The sequence below is a fragment of the Pseudomonas sp. NA-150 genome (genome assembly GCF_044336365.1).
Classification (GTDB): Bacteria; Pseudomonadota; Gammaproteobacteria; order Pseudomonadales; family Pseudomonadaceae; genus Aquipseudomonas.
Map to the genome: position 1 here is coordinate 3,105,046 of NZ_CP172305.1, position 26,448 is coordinate 3,131,493.

General features: G+C 62.0%; 12 protein-coding genes. 2 read left to right on the forward strand and 10 right to left on the reverse strand.

What is annotated here, in order from left to right:
* Positions 1–42: 42 nt before the first annotated feature.
* A complete protein-coding gene (locus ACF0H7_RS14805; RefSeq protein ID WP_397453481.1) occupies positions 43–2,073 on the reverse strand; it encodes a response regulator in 2,031 nt (676 codons plus the stop codon).
* A complete protein-coding gene (locus ACF0H7_RS14810; protein ID WP_397453897.1) occupies positions 2,070–3,551 on the reverse strand; it encodes an ATPase domain-containing protein in 1,482 nt (493 codons plus the stop codon). The genes ACF0H7_RS14805 and ACF0H7_RS14810 overlap by 4 nt, the downstream gene beginning before the upstream one ends.
* A 300-nt stretch (positions 3,552–3,851) precedes the next feature.
* Here ACF0H7_RS14810 and ACF0H7_RS14815 point away from each other — a divergent pair, with 300 nt between their 5' ends.
* Both ACF0H7_RS14815 and nudC read left to right on the forward strand, forming a co-directional pair.
* Positions 3,852–4,664 carry a crotonase/enoyl-CoA hydratase family protein gene (locus tag ACF0H7_RS14815; protein WP_397453482.1) on the forward strand — a complete coding sequence of 271 codons (813 nt, stop codon included), beginning with the start codon at positions 3,852–3,854 and terminating at the stop codon, positions 4,662–4,664.
* A 20-nt stretch (positions 4,665–4,684) separates the two neighbouring features.
* A complete protein-coding gene (gene nudC / locus ACF0H7_RS14820; protein WP_397453483.1) occupies positions 4,685–5,512 on the forward strand; it encodes an NAD(+) diphosphatase in 828 nt (275 codons plus the stop codon).
* Here nudC and ACF0H7_RS14825 read toward each other — a convergent pair.
* From ACF0H7_RS14825 to ACF0H7_RS14860, 8 genes are all read right to left on the reverse strand, one after another.
* Positions 5,486–6,259 (reverse strand): TSUP family transporter, encoded by a 774-nt coding sequence (locus ACF0H7_RS14825; RefSeq protein WP_397453484.1) that lies wholly within the window; start codon positions 6,257–6,259, stop codon positions 5,486–5,488. The genes nudC and ACF0H7_RS14825 overlap by 27 nt on opposite strands.
* Before the next feature lie 886 nt (positions 6,260–7,145).
* Positions 7,146–7,913 carry an SDR family oxidoreductase gene (locus ACF0H7_RS14830; RefSeq protein ID WP_397453485.1) on the reverse strand — a complete coding sequence of 256 codons (768 nt, stop codon included), beginning with the start codon at positions 7,911–7,913 and terminating at the stop codon, positions 7,146–7,148.
* A gap of 26 nt (positions 7,914–7,939) precedes the next feature.
* Positions 7,940–9,007: a phosphotransferase family protein gene (locus ACF0H7_RS14835; RefSeq protein WP_397453486.1), complete on the reverse strand. Its 1,068-nt coding sequence runs from the start codon at positions 9,005–9,007 to the stop codon at positions 7,940–7,942.
* Positions 9,008–9,162: 155 nt separating this feature from the next.
* A complete protein-coding gene (locus ACF0H7_RS14840; RefSeq protein WP_397453487.1) occupies positions 9,163–11,325 on the reverse strand; it encodes an HlyD family efflux transporter periplasmic adaptor subunit in 2,163 nt (720 codons plus the stop codon).
* Positions 11,322–12,683 (reverse strand): efflux RND transporter periplasmic adaptor subunit, encoded by a 1,362-nt coding sequence (locus ACF0H7_RS14845; RefSeq protein WP_397453488.1) that lies wholly within the window; start codon positions 12,681–12,683, stop codon positions 11,322–11,324. The genes ACF0H7_RS14840 and ACF0H7_RS14845 overlap by 4 nt, the downstream gene beginning before the upstream one ends.
* Positions 12,680–13,489: an efflux RND transporter periplasmic adaptor subunit gene (locus tag ACF0H7_RS14850; RefSeq protein WP_397453489.1), complete on the reverse strand. Its 810-nt coding sequence runs from the start codon at positions 13,487–13,489 to the stop codon at positions 12,680–12,682. Before ACF0H7_RS14850 ends, ACF0H7_RS14845 begins: the two co-directional genes overlap by 4 nt.
* Positions 13,486–15,387, reverse strand: a complete 1,902-nt coding sequence (locus tag ACF0H7_RS14855; RefSeq protein ID WP_397453490.1) for a TolC family protein — start codon at positions 15,385–15,387, stop codon at positions 13,486–13,488. The genes ACF0H7_RS14850 and ACF0H7_RS14855 overlap by 4 nt, the downstream gene beginning before the upstream one ends.
* 34 nt (positions 15,388–15,421) lie before the next feature.
* A complete protein-coding gene (locus ACF0H7_RS14860) occupies positions 15,422–26,266 on the reverse strand; it encodes an Ig-like domain-containing protein (RefSeq protein ID WP_397453491.1) in 10,845 nt (3,614 codons plus the stop codon).
* Between the last annotated feature and the right edge of the window lie 182 nt (positions 26,267–26,448).

Here is a 26,448-nt window from a genome sequence, read left to right on the forward strand (position 1 = left end):
GGTGGTGCCTGATCCAGCCTTTCGCCGCACCACGCACCTTGGCTAGGCCTCAATCATTTCCCGCACCTTCGCCGTCAAGTGATCGAAGGCGAACGGTTTGGTGATCATTTGCATGCCGGCATCGAGGAAGCCCGCGCGTACGGCGGCGTGTTCGGCATAGCCGGTGATGAACAAAACTTTCAGGTCCGGCCGCAGTTGCCGGCCGATTTCCGCCAGTTGTCGGCCATTCATGCCCGGCAATCCCACGTCACTGATCATCAGGTCGATGCGTTGCGCGGATTCGAGAATCGGCACCGCGCTGGCCGCATCTCCCGCTTCGACAAAGGCATAACCCAACTCACTGAGCACCTCGCTGACCAGAATTCGCACCGCCGGGTCGTCCTCGACAATCAACACCGTTTCACCGGCCTTGGCGTAAATCGCGTTACTTTGGTAATTGAACGTGTCGTGATTTTCCTCACCCTGAAAGCGTGGCAGGTACAGGCTCACCGTGGTGCCTTGGCCCACTTCACTTTGAATCGACACATGCCCCCGTGATTGCTTGCTGAACCCATAAATCATCGACAAACCAAGGCCGGTGCCCTGGCCGATCGGTTTGGTGGTGAAGAAGGGGTCGAACGCCCGGCCGATCACGCTTTGCGGCATGCCGCAACCGGTGTCGCTGACGGCCAACACCACATAATCCCCCGGCTGCAAACCCTCCTGGGCGCTGGTGAAGGTTTTGTCCAGGCGCTGATTGAGGGTGCTGATCGTCAGTTGGCCGCCTTCCGGCATGGCGTCACGGGCGTTCAGCACCAGGTTGAGCAGGGCGCTTTCCAGTTGATTGGGGTCTGCCTCGGCGGTCCACAGCTGTTGCTCCAACTGCATGTTCAACTGCGTGCTTTCATTGAGGCTGCGGTGAATCAGCTCGCCCATGGCGTTGACCAGGTCGTTCATCTGCACCGGTTTCGAATCCAGCGATTGCCGACGCGAGAACGCCAGCAGGCGGTGGGTCAGGGCGGCGGCACGATTGGCCGAGGTCACGCCGAGATCAATCAGGCTGTCCAGGTCTTCGGTGCGTCCCCGGGCCAGGCGTCGCCGTAACAACTCCAGGCTGCCGATAATCCCGGTCAGCATGTTGTTGAAGTCATGGGCGATACCGCCGGTGAGTTGGCCCACCGCTTCCATTTTCTGCGATTGGCGCAGCACTTCTTCGTTGTGACGTAATTGCGAAGTGCGTTCCTCCACCTGCTGTTCCAGGGTCTCGTTGAGGCGGCGCAGTTGTTCTTCGCCCTGTTTTCGCTCGCTGATGTCCGAGGTCACGCCCACCAGTGAACTGACAGCACCATCCGCCCCGCGAATCGCCCGCGCCCGCACGTCCACCCAGTTCATCGAGCCGTCGGGCCAACGGTTGCGGTACTCGATAATGTAGTCGTCACCGCTGTGCAGGCTGTGGTGCAGCGCAGACTGCATGCCGGGGCGATCTTCTTCCACCACGGCCTGCAGCCAATCGTCATAGGTGAATCGATCGTTTTCATGCAGCCCGTAATGGGACTTGCTGATCGCCGAGCAGGTCAGGCTCAAATCCAGCGCCGCTAATTGCCATGAGCCCAGTCGACCGGCTTTCAGGGCGTTTTGCAGGCGTTGCTCGCTTTCCAGAATATCGTCCACACGCGCGCGGGCTTCATATTGCCGGCGGCGACCGCGCAGTGCGGTGGTCACCTGGCTGACCAGGGTCACGGGATGAAACGGCCGCTCAAGGAACGTGACATTACCCAGATGAGCGCCTAGCCGTACCGAGGGGTTATGTTCGGGGCCACCGTGGTGGGTCAGCAAGACGATGGGCATGTCTGACCAATCGGGTTGCTGTGCGATAAAGTCCAGTAGCGGACTCAGGTCGGTGCCGAGCAAGGCTTCGTCAGCGACGATCGCCAGTCCCGCGCCGGCCCTCAATTCTGCGCACAACTGCAGCAGGTCGCGGGTAATCAGCGTGGCAAAGCCAGCTTCTTCCAACAACCTCCGTGCAATCTGACTGTCGCGCCCCCGCGGGGCGAAGATAATCGCCCGCTCGGACAATGGACCCGGAATACTCACTCGGGATCATCCTGCATCAGTGGCTTGCTTTCGCCGAAATAATGTGGAACCCCACGCAGTACTCCCTGGAACGCATCCAGCGGTGCACCAATGGTCAAGCCTTGGCTGCCGATGCGGTATTCGCGGATCGTAGACTCGTGGGTGCCGGTGCGTTTCTTGATAATGGAAATCGCCCGCCGGACCTGACCCAGTGCTTCGAAGTAGCGCAACAAGATCACGGTGTCGGCCAGGTAAGTGATGTCGACCGGGGCCTTCATGTCTCCCACCAGGCCGTGTTGCGCCACCGTCATGAAGGTCGAGGCGCCTTGGCGGTTGAGGTAGAGCAACAGCTCGTGCATGTGCAGGATCAGCGCATTTTCGCCGGGCATGGCCGCCTGATAGCCATTGATACTGTCAATGATCACCGTCTTGACCTTTTTCTCGTCGACGTAACGCCGCACCCGGTGCGAGAACTCGCCCGGCGACAATTCGGCGGCATCCACTTGGTCGACCATCAGATTGCCCGTGTGCTGCAAGGCCTCCAGATCAATGCCGAGGTTCTTCATGCGGTCGAACAACAGGCCCATTTCTTCGTCGAAAATAAACAACCCGACTTTCTCACCGCGTGCCACAGCGGCCGCGGCGAAAACCAGGGAGATCAACGATTTACCGGTCCCGGCCGGGCCGAGAATCAAGGTGCTGGAGCCGCCGTCGACACCACCACCGAGCAAGTCGTCCAATCCACTGATGCCACTGCTCAGTTGCGTGCGCTGATAGCGGCTGCGGTGTTCGGCGGCGACCAGGCGCGGGAACACGTGCACCCCATCAGGGTGAATAATGAAGTCATGGAAGCCGCCGCGATATTTCTGGCCGCGATACTTCACCACGCGCAAACGACGGCGTTCTGCGCCGTAGTCGGGGGCCAGCTCTTCGAGTCGGATAACCCCGTGGGCGACGCTGTGGACGGTTTTGTCCAGCGCCTCAGTGGTCAGGTCATCGAGCAAGACCACAGTGGCCTCATAGCGGGCGAAATAATGCTTGATCGCCAATATCTGTCGGCGATAGCGCAAGGAGCTTTGCGCCAGCAAGCGAATCTCCGAGAGGCTGTCGATCACCACCCGCACCGGCTTGATGCGCTCGACCGTTTCGAAAATCTGCCGAGTCGCTTCGCCCAGTTCCAGGTCGGACGAATACAGCAGGCTTTGCTGATGTTCGGCGTTGAGCAAGCTTTCAGGGGGCGTCAGCTCATAAATATCGATGTTATCGCCCAGTTCCCAGCCGTGGGAGCGAGCGCCTTCGCGCAATTCATCTTCGGTTTCTGACAGGGTGATGTACAGCGAGCGCTCACCAGCACTGGCGCCGGCCATCAGAAATTGTAGCGCTACAGTGGTTTTGCCGGTCCCGGGTTGACCTTCGAGGAGAAACACATGGCGACGAGAAAGCCCTCCCGAGAGGATGTCGTCCAGGCCAACGATGCCGGTTGCCGCTTTGGATATCATCACGTATCGCCCTCTTGCGATCTTGGGGAGTGGGAGGCCTGCCATATTGCTGGCCCACGGGTCAGCCTGCTGCTCGCAAAACACGGGTAATGCTGCATTATTGGCTGCCTTATCTCTGGACCGCGGGCGCGCGCCAGCGTTCACCCTTTATTGGTGGGAAAGCGCAAGCAAGGTAGTCCGGCGGGTGTTGCCCGGGGTCCGGCAAATGGCACAACCGTAACCTTACGGGCGGCCCGGCTGGCTTGGTATAGTCAGGCGATGATGCCAACCCCTTCGTGAACGTTTTTAAGGATGATGACCGTGTCCGATTACCAAGCCTTCAAAGTCGAATTGACCGACCATATCGCCCACGTGCAGATCAATCGGCCGGAAAAAATCAACGCCATGAACGCTGCGTTCTGGAGCGAAATCGTCGAGATTTTCCAGTGGATCGACGACACCGACGACGTGCGCGTGGTGGTGGTCAGCGGCGCGGGCAAACACTTCTCCTCGGGCATCGACCTGATGATGCTGGCCTCGCTGGCCAACGAACTGGGCAAGGACGTCGGCCGCAACGCGCGCCTGCTGCGGCGCAAAATCCTGCAAATGCAGGCCTCGTTCACCGCCGTGGACAAGTGCCGCAAACCGGTGTTGGCAGCGATTCAGGGTTATTGCATCGGTGGCGCGATCGATTTGATCTCGGCCTGTGACATGCGTTACGCCGCTGCGGACGCACAGTTCTCGATCAAGGAAATCGACATGGGCATGGCCGCGGACGTCGGCACCTTGCAACGCCTGCCACGGATCATCGGCGACGGCATGATGCGCGAACTGGCGTACACCGGGCGTATGGTGGATGCTGACGAAGCGCGCAGCATGGGCCTGGTCAACCGGGTGTTTGCCGATACGCCAAGCCTGATGGAAGGTGTGCTGGCCATTGCCCATGAAATTGCCGCAAAATCACCTATTGCCATCGCCGGCACCAAGGAAATGATCAGCTACATGCGCGATCATCGAATCGATGACGGTCTGGAGTACATCGCGACCTGGAACGCAGCGATGCTGCAGTCCACCGATCTGCGGGTGGCCGTGGCGGCCCACATGAGCAAACAGAAAGCGCTGTTCGATAACTAATGTAACGCCTGGAGATTTTCATGACCCGTTGGACAACAGCCGTTCTCGACCCCGAAAACACCGGTGGTTGGGCCGTGGTTCATAGCCCGGAAGGTTTTCTGCGTGACGACAATGGCGCGATGTTTCCCCGCGAATGGCTCAAGCGCCAGGACCTGATGATCATCAGTGAGCATGGCATTGGCCATTTCGACGGCGAGCCGGTGTACCTGTTGGTGCTGAAACGTTCGGACGCCATTGATGGCTGTAGCTGGCAAGGCTTGCGCCAGTTCATGCTCGACGGAGACTTCGACGTCTACAAGAAACTGGGCTATGCGGCGCAAATCAGCACCTGGGCGCGCGAGCACCGGTTCTGCGGCAGCTGTGGCCAGCCGACGCAGCAGGTGCCGGGCGAACGGGCGATGTACTGCAAGGATTGCGATGTGCGCCATTACCCGCGCATTTCGCCGAGCATGATCGTGCTGGTCACCCGTGGTGACGAGATTCTGCTGGCCCGTTCGCCGCGCTTTGTCACGGGTGTCTACAGCACCCTGGCCGGGTTTGCCGAGCCGGGAGAGTCAGTGGAGGATTGCGTGCGCCGCGAGGTGATGGAAGAGGTGCAGGTCAAGGTCAAGAACATTCAGTACATGGGCAGCCAGTGCTGGCCGTTCCCGCACTCGATGATGCTCGGTTTCCATGCCGAATATGACAGCGGTGAGATCGTGCCGCAGGCCGACGAAATCGAGGACGCGCAATGGTTTCACCTCAACGATTTGCCGCCGTTGCCGGCCAGCCGCTCCATCGCGCGTTACCTGATTGACCTGTACCTGGCCCGTCGTAGCGGATCAGTGGAACCAGTGCTGCCAGGCTAGGCGCACAGTCAGCCCCAGCACCACGGTAATGAACACCGGGCGGATAAACTTGGCGCCGCCGGTGATTGCCGTGCGTGCGCCGAAGAAGGCCCCTACCATCAACGACGAGCCCATGCTCAGGCCGATCAGCCAGTTTACCTGCCCCGAGAAAATGAACACCGACAGCGCGGCGGCATTGCTGACGAAGTTCATGCTGCGCGCCACACCGCTGGCCTTGACCAGATCCAGTGGGTACAGCAGCAGGGTGCTGACGGTCCAGAACGCCCCGGTACCTGGTCCGGCTACGCCATCGTAAAACCCCAGGCCCAGGCCTTGTGGCAACTGCCATTTCTTCTTGATCGGTGCATCGCTGTCCAGCGGCGCCTTGGGCGTGCCGCCGAACAGCAGATACACGCCGCAGCCGAACACGATCACTGGCAGCATCTGGTTGATCCATTCTGCTGGCAGGTAATGCGCGACGCCGGCACCGATCAATGCACCGACGGCGGTGCCGACCAGTGCGCGTATCCATTGCTTAGGGTGGAACAATTTGCGGCGGAAGAAGGTATAGCTGGCCATGGCCGAGCCAAAGGTCGAGCTGAGTTTGTTGGTGCCCAGCACCAGGTGCGGCGGCAGGCCGGCGGTCATCAGGGCAGGGGTGGTCAACAGCCCACCGCCACCGGCAATGGCGTCGATGAAACCGGCGACGAAGGCAACGGCGGCGAGGATCAGCAGGGTGGTTGGGTCGGTGGAGAATTCAAGAGGCATGGACGAGTCGACTTAGGCGGGGTCGGGCAGAATGGCTGCCCGGAAGGGGCGCATTTTACCCATAACGGTGAGTGGCGGGCACCCATGCTTTGGTGGGGTTTGGGTACATATCCGTTATTTGTGTTTAGGTTAGAGTAGGGTTCCGCCCTTACGGCGGCTCACTTTTCCATTCGATGAAAAGTAAGCAAAAATCTTCTGCCCCGCCATACGGGTCCTCGCTGTGGCTCGGACTGCTCTCTCTCCGGTCCTGTTCCGGGGGCACGCCGCGACCCGCCATCCCTGGCGGGGGTCGCGGCTTGCTCGGCATCCATGTCGAGCATCCCCCGGAACAGAACCTGCGTTCGGCCTGCTGGGAACGGGGCGATATGTGTGTTTCGTCAGGTGGATCGCCAAGATCAAGATCAAAGGCGAAAGCGAAAGCGAAAGCAAAAGCGAAAGCAAAAGCAAAAGCGAAAGCGAAAGCGAAAGCAAAAGCTGCAATCAGGCGTTGCCCAAATCCTGTAGGAGCTGCCGAAGGCTGCGAACGACCGGGAACCGGTCGCCGCGTTTTAATGCCAATCGCAGCCTTCGGCAGCTCCTACAAAACCGAGTCCACCGAAAGATGTGAGTGAATTGAACCCCGAGGTCGGGAGAGGCCCCGTTTTCAGAAGGCTGAACAGCGCCGGAGTGAAGAAACGCCGGGCATTAGCGAGGTGCCGGATGATGGGGCAAGCGTTGTGGTTCGTTTTTGCTGGGCCGGCACAAGGCGTTTGAAAAAGGGACACGCTGTAAGAGCGTAACCGTAATCCCAGTTAAACGCACAAACGGATATGTACGCAAAAAATCCAGTAATCAACCAACAAAAAAGCAGCCAGAAGGCTGCCTTTTCAGAGCCAACATCCCAAAATCAGGACAAGAACCCACCATCCACATTCAGCGCCACGCCAGTGGTGTAGCTGGACGCATCGCTGGCCAGGTACAGCACGGTCCCGGCCATTTCGCTTGGAGCGGCGACACGCTTGAGCGGGATCTGCGCCAGGGCCATGTTGAGGATCGCGTCGTTCTTCACCAACGCCGAGGCGAATTTGGTGTCGGTCAGGCCCGGGAGCAAGGCGTTGCAGCGGATGCCGAACTCGGCGCACTCCTTGGCGAAGACTTTGGTCATGTTGATCACGGCGGCCTTGGTCACCGAGTAGATGCCCTGGAACACGCCTGGCGAGACACCGTTGATCGAGGCGACGTTGATGATGCTGCCACCGCCGTTTTCGCGCATCAACTTGCCGGCTTCCACGGACATGAAGAAGTAACCACGAATGTTTACATCAACGGTTTTCTGGAAGGCGCTGAGGTCGGTGTCCAGCACGTTGCAGAACTGCGGGTTGGTGGCGGCGTTGTTGACCAGAATGTCCAAACGACCGAATTGCTCGCGAATTTGCGCGAACACGCCGTGGATCTGGTCCATTTCACCGATGTGGCAGGCCATGGCAGTGGCTTTGCCGCCGTCGGCGATGATGGCGTTGGCAACCACTTGGCAGTCGTCGATTTTGCGGCTCGAAACGATGACGTGCGCGCCTTGCTGGGCCAGCAGTTTGGCGATGGCTTCACCGATACCGCGGCTGGCGCCGGAAACGAAAGCGATTTTGCCGTCGAGGTCGAACAGTTGAGTCTTGGACATGGTTTCTCTTCCTTATGGTGTCGCAATCAAAGGCTGGATTTATCAATCACTTTCAGGCTCATCTGCTCAAGCATCTTGTTCATGTGAATGAACTGTGCGAAGCGTTTGTCCTGGGTCTGGCCATGGAAAAAGCGGTAGTAGATCTGCTGCACGATGCCGGCCAGGCGAAACAGGCCGTAGGTGTAGTAGAAGTCGAAATTGTCGATCTGGATTCCGGAACGCTCGGCGTAATAGTCGACGAACTCGCGGCGGGTCAGCATGCCGGGGGCATGGCTCGGTTGGCGGCGCATCAATTGCACCGGTGCCGGGTCGCCGGCTTCGATCCAGTAGGCGAGGGTGTTGCCCAGGTCCATCAATGGATCGCCAATGGTGGTCAGTTCCCAGTCCAGCACGCCGATGATTTGCATCGGGTTGTTCGGGTCGAGGATCACGTTATCGAAGCGATAGTCGTTGTGCACGATGCTGGAGGTCGGGTGGTCGGCCGGCATCTTGTCGTTGAGCCAGACCTTAACCGCGTCCCAGCTCGGGGCGTCGGGGGTCAGGGCTTTTTCGTATCGGTCGCTCCAGCCGCCGATTTGCCGCTCGACGTATCCTTCGGGCTTGCCCAGGTCGGCCAGGCCACAGGCGGCATAGTCGACCTTGTGCAGTTCGACGAACTTGTCGATAAAGCTTTTGCACAGGGCTTCGGTCTGGGCGGTGTCGAAATTCAGCTCAGTCGGCAGTTCGGAGCGCAGGATGATGCCGTTGACCCGTTCCATGACATAGAACTCGGCACCGAGCACTGACTCATCGGTGCAGTGCACATAGGCCTTGGGGCAATACGGGAAGCCTTCGCTGAGCTGCGTCAAGATGCGGAATTCGCGGCCCATGTCATGGGCGGATTTGGCTTTGCGACCGAACGGCGGACGACGCAGGACGAACTCCTGTTCCGGATACTTGATCAGGTACGTCAGGTTCGAGGCGCCGCCGGGGAACTGGCTGATCTCGGGCGAGCCGACAAGGCCGGGAATATGGTCCTTGAGGTATGGATCGATGAGACTGGCGTCGAGTTCTTCGCCAGAGCGGATCTTGGTGGACTGGTCAGTAAGCGCCATGCGTATCCCTTCTGCTTATTATGAGGGGCAGAGATTATTGACTAATCTAATGCGGCTAAGGTTCGCCCACAAGCAACCACCCGCTTAATAGGTGCGGGTGTTGCTGGTCAATCAGTGGCTTTGATCACCGTTGCGGTCACACGCGAAACAAAATCTCAGAAACCGCCTTCGCGCACAATCACTGACAGGGCGTCGGTGAGCAACTGCGCCAGCGGGCTGCTGCGCTCACCGTCGAGGGTGACTTTGCCCTTGCGCATGACCATCTGCGTGGGCGGCGCGTCGAGGCGAATCCTGACCCGGTACAGGGCATCCAGCACCTGCAGGCCATTTTCCGGTTTCGCCGAAACCGCGATGGGGCCGCCATAAGTGGCGCTGAGCATCGGGTGCGGCAGATTTTGCGTGCGAGTGTCATCCAGGCTGATCACCCGCCCGTCCAGCCGGTGCAAGGCATCGCCGTCGGCATGGAAATGGGCGAGGTCGCCAACCTTCAGCCGCGACAGGTCTTGTTGGCGAACGAAGGCTTCGACGGTCCAGTGCGTCGGATCGATCAGCACCGCCAGCGGCTGATTGGGTTTGACCCAGACACCAGGCTGCACGCTGGCATCGATATCGGTGAGTAAACCGGCCACAGGTGCACGCAGTGTGAGGCGCTGCAGTTCGGCGTTTTGCGCGCTGGATTCGGCCTGTTGCCGGCTGAGCTGACCGGCGACCGAGGCGTGTTTTTCACCGCCGTCGGCACTGCCCGCCAGCCCGGCCAGTTGCAGTCGCAGGGCTTGCGTGGCCCTGGTCGAGCGCTGGACCCGGTCACGAATTTCCGCAGAGTCGAGGACAAACAGCACGCTGTTGGCGGCGACCCTCAATTCGCCGGTTGGCGCCTCGACCAGGCGCGCCGCGAACGGGCTGTACAGCGTGTATTGCACATCGGCATGCAGCCAGGCCGGCGCTTGCACCTGACGGTTCCAGGGCAGGGCGAGCAACAGCAGCAAAGCGCCTACTCCGACGATTAACAGAGACCCGCGTCGGCGCGGAATTTCGCTGCGCCGCTGCCACCAGACCTTAAGCTCGCGCTGAATCGGCAGGACCACAAACCAGGCGATTTCCACCATAAACAGACAAATTCCCAGGGCCTTGAAGAACATGTAGTACACCGCCACTGCGATGCCGAGAAACACCACCAGCCGGTAGACCCGGGTGATGACCGCAAAGCTAATCAAAAAGCGCCGCAGGGCTGCAGGCAACACTTCCGGGTCCGGTTCATTCCACGCCAGCAATCGGCGGCGCATCCAGGCTTGGGCCAAGGCGCCGGATCGCTCATGCAGGTTGGGCAGGTCAAGCCAGTCGCAGAGCAAAAAATAGCCGTCGAAACGCATGAACGGACTGGCGTTGAGGGCCAGGGTAATCATCCAGCTGGTGGTCGCCAGAAAGAACAGCGCGCCCTTGAACGCCGGGCTTTCGCACAGGCCCCAGGCCAGGGTCGAGACGCCGGCGATCATCAGTTCGGTGAGCATCCCGGCGCCGGCGATGTGGAAGCGCTGCCGGCGGTCCACCAATTTCCAGGATTCGCTGGTGTCGGTGTACAGCACCGGCCACATCACCAGAAACGCCACACCCATGTGCGCGACCCGCACGCCGTAGCGCGTGGCGGTGTAGGCATGCCCCAGCTCATGCAGGCATTTGATCAGCAGCATGGCTATCAGGTAGCCGACCACACCTTCCGGCGACAGGCTTTGCTGGAAACTGGCAACGAAGCCGTCCCATTGCTGTTCCACCAGAAACAGCCCGAACAGCATGCACAGGCCAATAGCAATCAGCGCGCCGCGGCTGAACAGCGGCGCCACCCAGGGCAGGGTACGTTGCAGCACACGCTGCGGGCGCCACAGCGGCAGACGGAAAAACAGGTAGTTGTGCAACAGCCATTGCCAGCCGGAATGTTTGCGTTGCTCGGCGATGTCTTGCAGGCGATGGCTGCCGTGGACATCACTGACCCGCAGCAGTTGATGGCGAGCAAGAAAGCCCAGCAGGCTGGCCAGTTCTTCGCGGCTGACGCGCAACGGCGTTTCACTGTTCAGCGCTTGCAGCAATGCGTCGGGACTATCCAGCGACCAACGTGAAAGCAGTTCGAATTCCAGCCAGCCGATGTTGAAAAAGCGATTACCCACCGGGTCCTGAATCATCCACGCCGGCGAGCCGTCACGTTGGGTCGCGGCCGGGACCAGGCGCAGGTCCTCGCGCATCGCCGGCAGGTGATCAGGCAGTTGCACGCTGTCGTCGGTCGTCGGCGTCCGGGGTAACGGCTGGCTCAATCTGACCGCCGTCACAGACCGCTCCATTCACGCAACGCCGCCAACGGCCGGCGCAGCAGGTAATACACCAGCGGCACGCTTTCGCCGTAGAGCTTGGCGGTGCCTTTGAGACCGATGCGCGCCAGTTGGCTGACATCGCCGGTGAATTGCCCGCGAATGCGGTAGGCCGGGATGTTTTCCGGTGACAGGGTGGCTTGGTAACTGGTTTGCGTCAGCCGGGCGCTCAGCGGTGACAGCGGCGCGACGTGCAGGAACAGGCGGATCTCCGAGCCGAGGTCGAGGTTGATCGCGTTGGCCACCGGCAGCCAGACCAGAACCCCGACGTCCTGCGGATCAGCCAGTTGCATGATGCGCTCACCGGTGACCACCGGTTTGCCGATCCAGTCGTTGCTGTCGCCGAAGATTGCAATGCCGTCGCGCGGGGCGCGGACCACGTTGCGTTCGAGCATTTCGTCAAGCCAGCTGACCTCGGCCTGTTTCTCTTGTACCTGGCCGTTGAGCGCCGCCAGATCGCCTTTGCTTTGGGCATTGTCGAAGGCTTTTTGCGCCGCCAACAACGCTTCGGAATGCGCCACTTGCAGCGACTGCCTGGCCACCGCCCGGCGGTTGCGCAGGGTGGTGTCGTCGAGGTTGAACAGCGGTTGGTCCTTGTGCACCAGTTGATTTGGCTGCACCAGCACTTCGTGCACCACGCCTTCCTGCGGCGCGGCAATGGTTATCGCGTTGTGCGCTTCGATTTCCGCCGGGGCCAGCGCGCTGAGGCGTACTGGAAACAGCAGCCCGGCGCCGATGGCCGCGGTCAGTGCCAGCAAGCGCAATGGGCGTTTGCGCCAGATTTGCCAGTGGGCGCCGAAGGTCGGGCGTTTGTCGGTCAGCGTCGCCAGGCAATAGGCATAGGTCTGTCCGGTGCGGGCCAGCAGCGCCAGGCTGTGCTGATCCGGTTCGCTTTCACAGGCCAGCAGCAACAGGCCGCGTCGCGAATGATCGCGTTGGGGCAGCGGCAGGCATAACAAACAGGCGGGCATCCACTCGGCCCAGCCTTCGGCGAAGCGTTCAGGCAGCGCCGCGACCGTGATCAATTGCAGGGTCTGTTCGGACTCGGCCGTTTGTGGCCACAGGTGCCCGGCCAGGTCCTTGAGCCAGACCGTGAACGGCGACTCTTCGGGCAACACCGCCAGGCTCGACACGTTGCTCAGCGTCGGTTTGCCCAAGGCATTGCTGACGAACAGACAGGCCTGCCGATACTTGAGCAGTTGCCAGGTTTCGTTGACCATCACGAAACCCAGCTCGCTGCTGCTGCGGGCTTGCTGGGCGCGTTGCTCAAGGTGCAGCAGCACCGCTACCGGGTTGGCGGGCGTGGCTGGGGCGTTCATTGCGGGCTGGCGACCTGAGTGGTCGCCGGTTGTGCAGGATCCAGCGCGAGCGCAGGGGGTTGAACGTCGGCAAACAGCGCGGTGCCGCTCATGCCCGCCAGCAAGTCACCCGCCGCACCGACCACCACGCCTTCCAGTTCGATGCTCTGACTCACGGCATCCACTTGCGCGTTAATCGCCTTGACCTTGGCCGGATAACGCTTGCCGGTCTCGCCCAGATCGACTTCGAAGGCCTGCCCCGGCTTGAGCCATACCAGCCATTTCGACGGCACATTGACGCGCATTTTCAGTGGTCCGTTGCTGATAATGTCCAGCAGCGGTTGGCCTTGATTGACCCCCTGAAAGGCTTTGACCTGAAGCTTGATCACCCGACCGTCGAACGGCGCCAGGACGTTGCATTGCTGTTGCTGCGCTCGGTATTCGGCGACTTGTGCAGACGCCTTTTCCGCTGAACTGGCGGCCAGCGAAACCTCGACTTCGCCGGCGGACTGCAAGCCTTGCAGACGCAGCTTGGCATCATGGGTTTCGCGGGCGGAGCTCAAGTCGGCCTGGGCCATTTTCAGCCGGGCGTTCTGTTCGTCACAGTCAAAGCTGACCAGCACATCGCCCTTGTTGAAGGTCGAGCCTAACGAGGCGTTGACCGCGTGCACGCGGCCGACCAACTGGCTGGCGAGGGTGGTCTCCTGATCGGCCACCAGCAGCACGCGGACCGCCGGGTCGGATTCGCTCATGGCCAGCGCTGGATGCCAAAACAGGGTCAAGCTGGTCAGTAGCAGGTAAGGCAGACTGAGTTTAAAGAGAGTCATTTCGCGGCTACCTGTGTCGAGGCGGATTTGAGCCATTCACGTACGTTGGGCACTTCGGCCATGGCGGCGGCTTCGCTGAACGCGTTCAAGGAGTTTTTGTCTGGCTGGGCGCGCAGGGTGCTTTGGTAATCGCTGTGGCCAACCAGACTGCCGTCGGCGCGCAGCAGGTCAATGCTCCATTGGCCGCGACGAATGCCGTCTTGCACGGCGCCGACGCGTAACTGCATGACCAGCGTCGGTCCCTGCTGATCCTGCTCGGCCAGGGCAAACAGGTTGCGTTTCAGTGCCTGGCGTACCACGTCGCGCATGCCGGAGGCCAGCTGGCTGTCGGCGGTGTATTCGAGGCGCACGGCCAGTGGTTGCAAGGTATTGCGCTCGCCCACGGCGCTGTCGAACGCCTGGCGTTCAGCGCCGCCGAGGCTCTTGTCCAGTTCTTGCGACAAGTGCTTGAGGTTGCTGTTGCCGGCGACGTCTTCAGGCAACACATCCAGGCCCAGGGAGTTGTAAATACGGCCGAACGCGGTTTGCGCGGTGGCGTAGGCCGAGTAGCGCTGGAACTGAGCAAGCAGGGCGCGGGTTTCGGTGCGGATCACTTCCAGTTCGGAATCGGTGCGCGAGGTCAGCGATGCGCGAGCGAACTTGGCCATGCGCTGATCGACTTCACTGGACTGATCCGCCAGGTCGTAATCCACCAGCGCCAGGTTGTAGCGCTCGACGGCAATTCGTACTTGGGTCAAGACGGCCATCGACAACGCCAGGCGCCGCGCGTTATCGGTTTTTGCCTGGGATTCGCTGGCCTTTTGCGTGGCCGGAATCGCCGCCAGCTTGAACAGGTTGGCGCTGACCTGAACCCCGCTGTCGACCCAGCTGCTGTTGTACAGGTAGGCGTTGGAGTCGTACTGCGCGTTGAAATCCAGGCCGACGCTGGGCAGCAAGGCCAACAATTGGCGCCGAGCTTCGTCGGCGGAGATGCGTTTGCGGTAATCCTCTTCGCGCAATTCCGGACGCGCTTGCAGGGCGATCTCTTCCAGCTTGCGAATGTCGGTCGGCATGCCCGGCAACGACGGTTCCGGCTCTTCGGCGAGGGTGAATCGGGTGCCCGGCGGCACGCTCATCAGTGCGCTCAGCTCACGCTTGGCGAACTGCAAGTCCTGACGTCGGGCATTGAGCAAGGTGGTCGCGTCCAGCAATGCGCTTTGGTAAGCCAGGGCCTGCGCCGGTGGCAGCAAACCCTGGACTTCGGCTTCACGGGATTTACCCAGCGCGCTGTGCACCCGGACCAGCAGATCGTCAGCTTGCTTTTCCAGACGCTGGGCGCCCAGCGCCCGCCAGTACGAGGTGCGCAAGTCCTGCAACACGGTCTGCATCACCCGACGGCGGCGTTCTTCGGCAATCAGGTACTGGTCGGCGCTTTGTTTGGCGCGGTAGTAGCTGACGCCAAAGTCCAGCAAGTTCCACGAGAAGGCGGCGTTGGCCAGGCTGCGGTTGCGCTCCACCGATGACGACGGAATCAGCGACACCGTGTGGGTTTCGATGCCGACACTGGTGCCGCCGGATTCGTTGCTGCGCGAGGCGTAGCCAGCGGAGATCAGCATCTTCGGCAACATGTCGTAGCTCGAGACGTCGTGCAGACCCGAGGCCAGGGCAGACTCCATCTGCTTGAGCTTGTAATCGAGGTTGTACTTCAGCGCGCGGGCCAGCGCGTCGGAAAACGTCAGTGGGCCGGTGATGGGCTCCTGATCGGCGTACAGCTGCAATTGGTCAGCATTGACTCGTTGTCGCACTTCTTCGTCGTTCAGCGGGTGCGGGGCTACTGAACAGCCGGCCAGGCCAAGCAGCAGGGCTGCGGTTAGCAGTCGTGTGCCTGTGGGCGCGCGGTGTTTGTCCATCAAACGCATTTTTTATCCGTTTTGGTTTGCGTAGTGAAAGGGCTCATTGCGTGCGCTCCGTCGCAGGCGCTGGAGGCGTTTCACTGAATAAATGGGGGTGTCGCTGCGCCGCGGCCTTTTGCATTTGCACGCTAAAGGCATCGGCGCTGGTGGTTTTTTCCGGCGTCGTGGGCATCGGCAGGTCGAAAGCGCCTGAGCCGAACCGGTCGAAATCGTCGAACAGGCTCTTGCCGCCGGTGAAGTACGGACTGTCCTTGAATTTGAGCGCGCCTTGCTGGTGGTCGACGGTTTTCTGTGAGTCCTGCACGGCGAGGGTGACGTGCAGGTCCGGGACAAAGCCAAGGCCCAGGCCGATGGAGTCCGAACGGATCTCACCGCTGCTGGCTTCGATGTAGCTGGTTAGGCGCGGGTCGATGCGATCCATGGCTTCGGCCTGGGAGTTCATCACCGGAAAGGTGACGAACAGGCCTGGGGTCATGGCTTGCTGGATGCCGGTCAAATTCAGGTCGCGCCGGGGTTCGTCGTAATGATCGACGCCGCCGCTGTCGTGATGGCTGACAACGGTTGGCTTGTCGGCGTCCGGCGGCAATGGCAGCACCGTGGAGTCCATGAACAGGCTCAGGTTGGCGCTGGCGAAACCGCCGTGATCGTCGCTGATCCGGTAGCTAAGAGTCGGCACGGCGCCGAGGTAGCCGCGCAGCGGAACAAAGCTATAACTGCCGTCGCGCCCGAGTGTCAAGGTGCCGATACCCGCCAGCGTCACGCTGCTGCCGGCGGCGAAGGTGCCGGACACACCGTTGATGGTGAAGTCCACCACGTGCAAGGCATCGCTTTCCGGATCGTGGTCGTTGTTCAGCACGTTGCCGCTGAGTGGTGTGTCTTGGGGCCCGTGGACCACGCCGTCGTTGACCGCCACCGGCGACTGATTGACGTGAATCAGTACCTGGGCACTGTCGGAGCCGCCGTGGCCATCGATGATCACGTAGGTGATGGTCGCGTTGCCAGTGAAGCCGGCTGCCGGGGTGAAATTCAGCGTGCCGTCGGGGTTGATCGAGACACTGCCGTCGCTGCTGCTGGCGTGGGTCACGGTCAGGGTGAAGCCGTTGGGATCGCTGTCGTTGCCCAGCACGTTGATTGACTGCAGCGGCGTGTCGCGGTCGGTTTTCAGGCCGGTGTCGTCATTCGCCGTCGGTTGCGGATTGACCGCGATGTGCAACTGGGCGCTGGCGCTGCCGCCCTGGCCGTCGCTGACGCTGTAGGTGATCACCGGCACGCTGCCGAAGTAGGTGGCCGTCGGGATGAACAAGTAACTGCCATCGGCGTGCAGGCTCAGGGTGCCGACGCCACTGATGTTGACCGTATCGCCGGCATTGAAGCTGCCGGGCACGCCGTTGACGGTGAAACCGCTGATGCTCAGCGGATTGCCGTCGGGGTCGCTGTCGTTGCTCAGCACGTTGCCGCTGGCGGTATGGCCTTGCTGGATCGCTTGCAGGCCATCGTTGATCGCCGTCGGCGGCGCGTTGACCGCCAGGTGCAAAGTCGCGCTGGCGCTGGCGCCGACACCATCGCTGACGGTGTAGGTCAGCACCGGCACGTTGCCGTGGTAGCTCGAGGTCGGGGTGAACAGGTAGCTGCCGTCGGCATTCAATTGCAGGGTGCCGACCCCGGCGATGGTCGCGGTGTTGCCAGGCAGGAAGCTACCGGCGACGCCGTTGACAGTGAAACTGCTGACGCTCAGCGGATTACCGTCGGGGTCGCTGTCGTTGCTCAAGACATTGCCGCTGGCCGTCTGGCCTTGCTGCACGGTTTGCAGGCCGTCATTGCTGGCGACAGGTGTGCCATTGACCCGGATGCTCAAGGTGGCGCTGGCCGTCGCGCCGTGACCATCGCTCAGGCTGTAGGTGACCACCGGCACATCGCCGTGAAAAGTCGACGCCGGGATAATCAGATAACTGCCATCGGCGTTGACCGTCAGGCTGCCAACGCCGGCAATGGTCGCGGTGCTGCCGGGGAGGAAACTGCCGGCGACGCCCTGCACGGTATAGCCACTGACGTTGAGGGTGTCGCCGTCCGCATCGCTGTCATTGCCCAGAACATTGCCGCTGGCGCTTTGGCCTTGTTGCACGGTTTGCAAACCGTCGTTGCTGCCCAGTGGGGCGGCGTTGACGCGGATATCCAGGTGCGCGCTGGCACTGCCGCCTAGGCTGTCGGCAACGCTGTAGGTCACCTGCGGCAGCGTGCCGGTGTAGGTCGAGAGCGGGGTGAACAGGTAGCTGCCGTCAGCGTTGATAGTCAGGCTGCCGACCCCGGCGATGGTCGCGGTGCTGCCTGGGGCAAAGTTGCCAGCGACGCCGTTGACGGTAAAGCCGCTGACACTCAGCGGATTGCCTTCCGGGTCGCTGTCGTTGCTCAGCACGTTGCCGCTGGCAGACTGGCCTTTTTGCACGAGCTGCTGGCCATCGTCGACGGCCACGGGGCGGCCGTTGACCCGGATACTCAACTGCGCCGTGTCAGTGCCACCCACGCCATCGGCCACGCTGTAGGTGATCACGGGCACGTCGCCGTGGTAGCTCGACAAGGGAGTGAACAGGTAACTGCCATCGGCGTTGACAGTCAGGCTGCCGACCCCGCTGATGGTCGCGGTACTGCCAGGGGTAAAGTTGCCGGCAACGCCGTTGACGCTAAAGCCAGTGACGGTCAGCGGATTACCGTCGGGATCGCTGTCGTTGCCCAGCACGTTGCCACTGGCAGTCTGGCCTTGCTGCACCGTTTGTAGGCCGTCGTCGGTGGCCAGCGGCGCGCCGTTGACCCGGATCGTCAACTGCGCCGTGTCAGTGCCACCCACGCCATCGGCCACGCTGTAGGTCACCACGGGCACGTCGCCGTGGTAGCTCGACAGCGGGGTGAACAGGTAACTGCCATCGGCGTTGACGGTCAGGCTGCCGACCCCGGCGATGGTGGCGGTACTGCCGGCCGTGAAGTTACCGGCGACACCGTTGACGGTGAAACCGCTAACGCCCAGCGGGTTGCCGTCGGGATCGCTGTCGTTGCTCAATACATTGCCGCTGGCCGCCTGGCCTTGCTGGACCGTGTTCAGCCCATCGTCCGCCGCCAACGGGGTGCCATTGACCCGTATCTGCAACTGCGCCGTGGCACTGCCGCCATTGCCGTCGGCCAAGGTGTAGGTCACCACCGGCACGTCGCCGTGGTAAGTCGCCAACGGGGTGAACAGGTAGCTGCCGTCAGCGTTGACGGTCAGGCTGCCGACGCCAGCGATGGTGGCCGTGTCGCCGGGATTGAAACTGCCGGCGACGCCATTGATGGTGAAGCCGCTGACGCTCAACGGGTTGCCGTCGGGGTCGCTGTCGTTGCTCAGTACGTTGCCGCTGGCGCTGTGGCCCTGTTGCACGGTTTGCAGGCCGTCATTGTCTGCGATGGGCGTGCCGTTGACCCGGATACTCAAGGTGGCGCTGGCTGTGGCGCCGTGACCATCGCTCAGGCTGTAGGTCACCAGCGGTACGTCGCCGTGGTAGCTGGACGTCGGGGTAAACAGATAGCTGCCATCGGCATTGACGGTCAGGCTGCCGACGCCGGCAATGGTCGCGGTGCTGCCGGGGAGGAAACTGCCGGCGACGCCTTGCACGGTATAGCCACTGACGTTGAGGGTGTCGCCGTCCGCATCGCTGTCATTGCCCAGTACATTGCCGCTGGCGCTTTGGCCTTGTTGCACGGTTTGCAAACCGTCGTTGCTGCCCAGTGGGGCGGTGTTGACGCGGATATCCAGGTGCGCGCTGGCACTGCCGCCGAGGCTGTCGACGACGCTGTAGGTCACTTGCGGCAGCGTGCCGGTGTAGGTCGAGAGCGGGGTGAACAGGTAGCTGCCGTCAGCGTTGATAGTCAGGCTGCCGACCCCGGCGATGGTCGCGGTGCTGCCTGGGGCAAAGTTGCCAGCGACGCCGTTGATGGTAAAGCCGCTGACGCTCAGCGGATTGCCTTCCGGATCGCTGTCGTTAGTCAGCACATTGCCGCTGGCGGTCTGGCCTTTTTGCACGAGCTGCTGGCCATCGTCGACCGTCACGGGCCTGCCGTTGACCCGAATGCTCAATTGCGCAGAGGCACTGCCGCCGTTGCCGTCAGTCACGCTGTAAGTCACCACTGGCACGTCGCCGTGATAGCTGGACAGCGGGGTGAACAGGTAGCTGCCGTCCGCGTTGACGGTGAGGTTGCCGATACCAGCGATGGTCGCGGTGCTGCCGGCAGTGAAGTTCCCGGCGACGCCGTTGACGGTAAAACCACTGACGTTGAGGCTGTTGCCGTCAGGATCGGAGTCGTTGCCCAGCACGTTGCCACTGGCAGGCTGGCCTTGTTGTACGGTCTGCAGGCCGTCGTTGCCGGCCTGCGGCGCGGCGTTGACCCGGATGCTCAGGTGCGCCGTGTCGCTGCCGCCAACACCATCAGCCACGCTGTAGGTCACCAGCGGTACATCGCCGTGGTAGCTCGACAGCGGGGTGAACAGGTAACTGCCATCGGCGTTGACGGTCAGGCTGCCGACCCCGGCGATGGTCGCAGTGCTGCCAGGGGTAAAGCTGCCGGCGATGCCGTTGACACTAAAGCCGGTGACAGTCAGCGGGTTGCCATCGGGGTCGCTGTCGTTGCTCAACACATTGCCGCTGGCCGCTTGACCTTGCTGGACGGTGTTCAGTCCATCGTCCGCCGCCAACGGGGTGCCGTTAACGCGAATCTGCAAATGCGCCGTGGCACTGCCGCCATTGCCGTCGGCCAAGGTGTAGGTCACCACCGGCACGTCGCCGTGGTAAGTCGCCAACGGGGTGAACAGGTAGCTGCCGTCGGCGTTGACGGTCAGGCTGCCGACGCCAGCGATGGTGGCTGTGTTGCCGGCCGGGAAGTTACCGGCGACACCGTTGACGGAAAAACCGCTGACGTTGAGGGGATTGCCGTCGGGGTCGCTGTCGTTGCCGAGTACGTTACCCGATGCGGTCTGGCCCTGCTGCACGGTTTGCAGGCCATCATCGACAGCGACGGGCGGCGCGTTGACCTTGAGCGTCAGTTGCGCGGTGTCGCTGCCGCCTTGACCGTCGCTGACGGTGTAGGTCGCGACCGGAACGGCGCCGTGGTAGGTCGCGTTCGGGGTGAACAGGTAGCTGCCGTCGGCGTTGATTCGCAGGGTGCCGATGCCAGCGAGGGTTGCGGTGTCGCCGGGGTTGAAGGTGCCGGCCACGCCACTGATGCTGAAGCCGGTGATCGCTAATGGGTTGCCGTCGGGATCGCTGTCGTTGGCCAGCAGATTGCCGCTGGCCGGGACACCGGTCTGCGCGGTCTGCAGGTCGTCGTTGGCCACGGGTGAGGTATTCAAGTGCACGCTGATCGAGCTGGTGACGCTCTTTTGGCCGCCCGCGCCCTGGTCCTGACCACTGCCGGCCGTACCGCCGCCGATGGTGTTGGGGTTTTGGTCGTTGAGCACAAAATCGACCTGCACGTCGGCACTGGCGGTCGGCGAATTGTCGGTGCTGCGATAGGTCACGGCGCCCATGACTTTGCCGACCACGGCCGCATCGGCGGCGCTGTTGAAGGTCACTTGCAGGCTGCCCGAGGCGTTGCTGACGGTGCCGACCACCACGCCGTCGACGATCAGGCTACTGCCACTGATCTGCACGCCAATCGCGTTGTTGCCGGGGTTGCTGTCAAAGAGGCCGAACACATCGTTGGCGTTGGCGCCGTTATGGCGGCCGATGGTCAGGGTCACGCCGGCCCAATGCGTGGCGCTGATATCCAGTTCGATATCGCCCACGCTGACGTTGCCATCGCTGTCCAGTTGCACAGCCGAGCCGCCCTTGGTCACCGTGGGCGTGCCGCTCAAGCCCGACGACACCGGGGCGTCGTCCACGGGGGTTACGGTGACCGTGATGGTGCGGGTGGTCACCAGGGCAGCGCTGATGCCGTCGGCGTAGTCGTAGTCACCAGGGTTTGACGTGGCGTCATTGGTGTCGCCAGCCAGGCTGCCGGGACGTTGCCCGGTGCTGCCGCCGTCGTTGACCGAGACCGTCACCGTGAACTGGCCGTTGTAATGCGCGCCGGCCGGAGCACCCGCCAGGGTCGGGTAGGTAATGGTCAGGGCTTGCAGGCGTGCGGTGACTTCGGCCTGGGTCGCGCCGGTGATGGTAATGGTCGAGGTATTGAGGCCACTGATGGTGCCGCCGCTGCCGCCCACGGCGGAAATCACCCCCTGACTGACATGAATGGTCGCGGAGTAAGTGTTGGAACCGTTTGCATCGGGGTCGGCGACGACAAAACCGCCGACGCCGGCAGTCAGGTTCAGGGTGCTCGAGCCTTCCGATACTGTGACGTTGCTGGCGCTGATCTGCGCCGGGTCGTTGATGCTGGAGACGAACAGGGTGCGGGTGTTGCTGCTGACGTTGAGCGGCAACGACGGCAGCGCGGCATAGGGGTCGATGACCGTGGTCGGCACCGCTGACAAGCCACTGCCATTGGGGTTTAGCCCACCGTTGGCGGCGTTCGACGGGTCCAGCACGCCGCTGGCGACATCGCGCAGGCGGTCGTCGGCGATCACTTGCACCTTATAACTGGTGTCGGTGTTGGCCAGGCTGCCACTGAGGGTCACGCGCAAGCCGGCGAGGTAGGCATTGATGTTGGCCAGGGTGCCACGAATCACCAGCGCCGCGCCGTTGCCGGTGTTGCTGTTGTCGATCTCGAAGCTGGTGTGGTCTTCAGTCGGCGAACTGCTGGAATCGATGATGATATTGGCATAGGCCGCCGCGCTCAGTGGTACACCGCTGGCGTCGGTCAGGCGGATGGTGACCTGGATGAAATCCTTTTCCTGCGAAGTGATGCCGCCGCCGTCGGTGTAATCCGGATCGGACACCGAGAACCCCGGCACGCCGAGGGGCGTCCCGCCTTGGGTGATCGTCAAATTGCCACCGCCGGCAGCCACCGTAGGCGCGTCGTTGGAGGCCGTCAGGGAAATCGCCAGCGTCGCGGTGGCGGTTGGATTGGTGATGCTGCCACTGCCGGTGTCGCCGCCCACTGCCGCGCTGCCTTCATTGAGTTGCAGGCTGAGGGTGACATTGCCTGGCGCCGCGCCGTTGTAATCGTGGTTGCCGTTGGCGGGTGTTTTGTAGGTCAGGCCATTGGTCGGATCATTGATCAGGCTCTGGATATCGTCGGCGCGACCGGTCAGCACGATGCTGCTGCTATTGTCGCCGCTGATGGTCACCGTGCGCCCGGAGGGCAGGGTGATGGTGGTCTGTATGCCGGCGCCGCCAATCCCCAGTACGCCCTGGCCCGCTGGGATGCTCAGGGTGACGGAGATCGGCAGGTCGAGTCCGGTGGATTCGGCGTCCGAGACCACGATGCCAGTGATCGGGGTGTTGACGTCTTCGATCACGGTCTTGGTGCCGCCAGTGCTCAGGACCGGGGCTTCGTTAACGGTCGAGACGCGAATCAACACGCTGCTCTCGGCAATGTTCAGGTCGGTGGCCGACACACTGTCGCTGTAGGCATTGAATTCAACGTTGGACACCGGTTGCCCGGGCCCGCCCAAGGTAGCAGCCTGGTTTTCCGGGCCGCCGTTGGCGCCGCCGCTCAGGTTGCCGCTGGCATCGCGCAAGCGGTCATCGACCACCACTTGAATCCGGTATTGATGGTTCTCGTTGCTCGGGTCATTGAGGCTTGCACTCAAGGTGGCGAGGGCCGCGTTGACCTGCGCCCGGGTGCCGCGCAGCACCAGATAATCGCCATTGCCGTCTTTGTCGCCATCGCGGGTCGCGCCGCCTGCAAGGCTCACCGACAGGGTCACGCCAGCGTAATTGGCGGCGCTGAACGCAGTGCCGTCGGTTTGCGTCAGGCGAATGATGACCTGCACCACGTCCGGGGTATCGGGGCTGTTGCCGAGGTCATCCGGGTCGCCAATCACGAAACCACCCACCGGGTTGTTCGCCGCCGAGGTGCTGTCGACGTTGACCGGCGCGCCTGGGCCGCTGACCGTGGGTTTGTCGTTGGTCGGCAGGATTTCGATGTTGAAGGTCGAGGCGGTGGCGGTGGTGCCTTGCGCGAAAGCGCCGTTGTCGTTGGCGCTGTAGTCGCCGTCGCTGACCACGTAGGAAAACGAGTCGCTGCGGGTCTCGCTGCCATCGTGCTGGTAAGTCACGCGACCAGCGTCCAGGTCGGCCTGGGTGAACACTGAACCGAGGCCCATGACCACGCCGTTAAGCAACAGGCTGCCGTTGATGGGAATTGCCGTCAGCCGGTACTGGCGCTGAATGCTCGAGTTGTCGTCATCGCCATAGACCAGATGCGCGCCCGACTGAACGCCCGTGACCGCGCCGGAACCGTCGGCGTTGGCATAACTGCTGGCGCCACCGATGACCACCGATTGCCCTTCGTGAATGGCCCCGGCTTCACCGCTGACCAGTTGTGATTTGGAGTCGAACACCGGTGCGTCGTTGACCGGGGTAATGTTGATCGACACCACCAGCGGTGTCCCGGTGCTGCTTTGGTTAGTGCCGACGGTGGCCGCGACGTTCTGGTCGTCCACCGGCACCAGGGTGAAACTGTCGGTGAAGTGTTCGGTGCCGTTGTGGGTGTACTTGAACGCGCCACTGGCCAATTGCGCGGCGGTGACGGTGTCGTTGAGGCCGAGGGCCACGCCGTTGAGGGTCAGGGTGCCGTATTGCGGCAGCGAGGTGATCTTGAACACCAGGTCGTTGGTCACCGCATACGGCGTACCGGCGCTGGCATCGCCCTGACTGTCGGCGTCAGCGAGGATAATATTGCCGTTGTTGATCACCACCGTGCCGCCTTCGTCGGTCTTCACCTGCGTGCCCGTGTTGGCGGTCGGGGTGTCGTTCTGCGGGACGATGTTGAGGCTGAAATTCTGTTGCGCGGTTTCCAGCGTGCCGTCGGACACCGAGAACTGGAAGTTGTCGACGAACTGTTCGTTGCCGTTGTGTTTGAACGTTACCCGGCCATTGTCCACATCGTCCTGGGTGAAGGTGCCAAAGAGGCCGAGCGCCACGCCGTTGAGCAACAGGCTGCCACTGGTGGGCACGCCCAGCAGGCGGTAGGTCAGGCTGGCGGCGGGTGTGGCGTCGTCGGTGGAGTGCAGGTCAGTGCTGGTCAGCACGTAAGTGGCTGACTCATTGAGTGTCGCGCTGTGATCGCCACCGACCACTGGCTCGGTGTTGGCCGGTGGTCCGGGCGGCAGCGGGACGAGAACAATCGGTGGCTGAATCGGGATGATCACGCTGAAGGTGTTAGTGGTCAGCGCGCTGTTGGCGGCATCGGTGTCGTAAATACCGCCATCGCGAGTGCTGGGGTACAGACGGATGCCACCGTCCTTGACCGTGAAGCTGATGGTGTCGACGCGCGTTGCGGTGGGTGCGGTGCGCATGTGGTAAACCACTTTCCCGGCGTTGACGTCGGCCTGGGTAAAGCTCGATCCGCCCACCAGCAGGGCGCCGTTGAGGGTGAAGTAACCGAGGTTCGGGTCAGGCACGCCGTTGAGGGTGTAAGTCAGGCTGGCATCCGCCGAATCGCTGTCCTTGACCTGCAACATCGCGGTGGTGACCGTGAGTGCGGCCTGTCCGACGCCCAGGGTTTGGGTGATGCTGTGATCCAGCACCGGGTCATTGTCGCTGGGCAGAATCGTCAGGTTGATCACCGCCGTGCTGGTTTTCGGCACCCCGGTGCCGCCGCCGTCGTCGGTGATGTTCAGCTTGAAGCTGTCGGTGGTGCCGCTGGCGCCGGGTTCGCTGCCGTCGTGGCTGTAGGTCAGTTTGCTCAGGTCATGGATCACGAACGAGGTGCTGCTGATTGCGATGCCGTCATAGAACAGCGTGCCATGGGTCGGCAGCGAACTCAGGGAGTAGCTGTAGTCGACGCCGGCGGCCTGATCCGGATCGTTGATCTGGATCGCCCCGCGCGGGGTGCCGATCGGGCTGACCAAATTACCGTTGGCGGTCAGGCTGACATTCTGTTCGCCTTCAATCACCGTGATATTGCCGCTGACCACCGGCGCCTGATCCACAGGATTGACGTGGACGTTCACGCTCTGATTGAGCAGCACGCCGCCCGCGCCGTCATCGACTGTGATGCCGAAGGTGTCCGTCATCCCCGATGGGTTGGTGACCTGTGCGCCGTTGTGGCGATAACTGAGGTTGGCAATCTGGTCGGCGGAGAAACTCGAGCCAATCCCCATCTGCTGGCCGTTAAGCCACAAGGTGCCGTCGCTGGCCAGCGAGGTGATCTTGATAATGACTTGTTGCTGGCTGTTGTCGACGTCAGTTAGGCCCAGGTTGGACTGGGTGAAGCCCTTGCCATCGGCGGTGTTGACCGCGCCGGAAAAATTCGCCGAACCGCCTTCGTTGACTTGCAGCGCGGCGCCACTGCCGCTGATCACCGGGGCGTCGTTGACCGGGGTGATGTTGATATTGACCGTCTTGTTGCTGGTCAGCGTGCTGTCGTTACTGCTGACGGTGAACGAGGCGTTGCCGTTGTAATCCTTGTCGCCGGTAAAGCCCAGGCTGTTCAGCGCGGCGTTGATGTCAGCCAGCGAACCGCTGAAGCTGACACTGGCCGTGCCATTGCCGCTGACGCCAGTGAGGCCGGTCAGGGTGCCCAGGTTCAAGGTGCCGTGGCTGGCGTTCAGGGTGACGTGTTGCGCATCGCCCTCGGCGTCGCTGACGGTAATGCCACTGACCGCAATATGGGTGTCTTCACTGCCACTGCGCGGCGCGGTGGCGCTGTCGGCAATCACCGGGGCGGCCTCGAACAGCATGCGCTGCTCCAGTGCCAGCAAACGGTTGCGGGACACCGGAGGAAGAATCCCGTTACGCGGTTCAGTGTTTTTCAAGGTCGCCCCGGACGTTGTTCTTATAAGAGCCGCTGTAAAAACCGTGCTATCCACAATGGATTTAGTGGCACATGGCTATATCGGCAGACTTTATAATTAAATGAGGGGAAACGCCAAAAAAATAGCGACGGGATTTTGGTGGTGGATTGTGGGGGCTGAGTACGGACAAAAAAATGCCCACA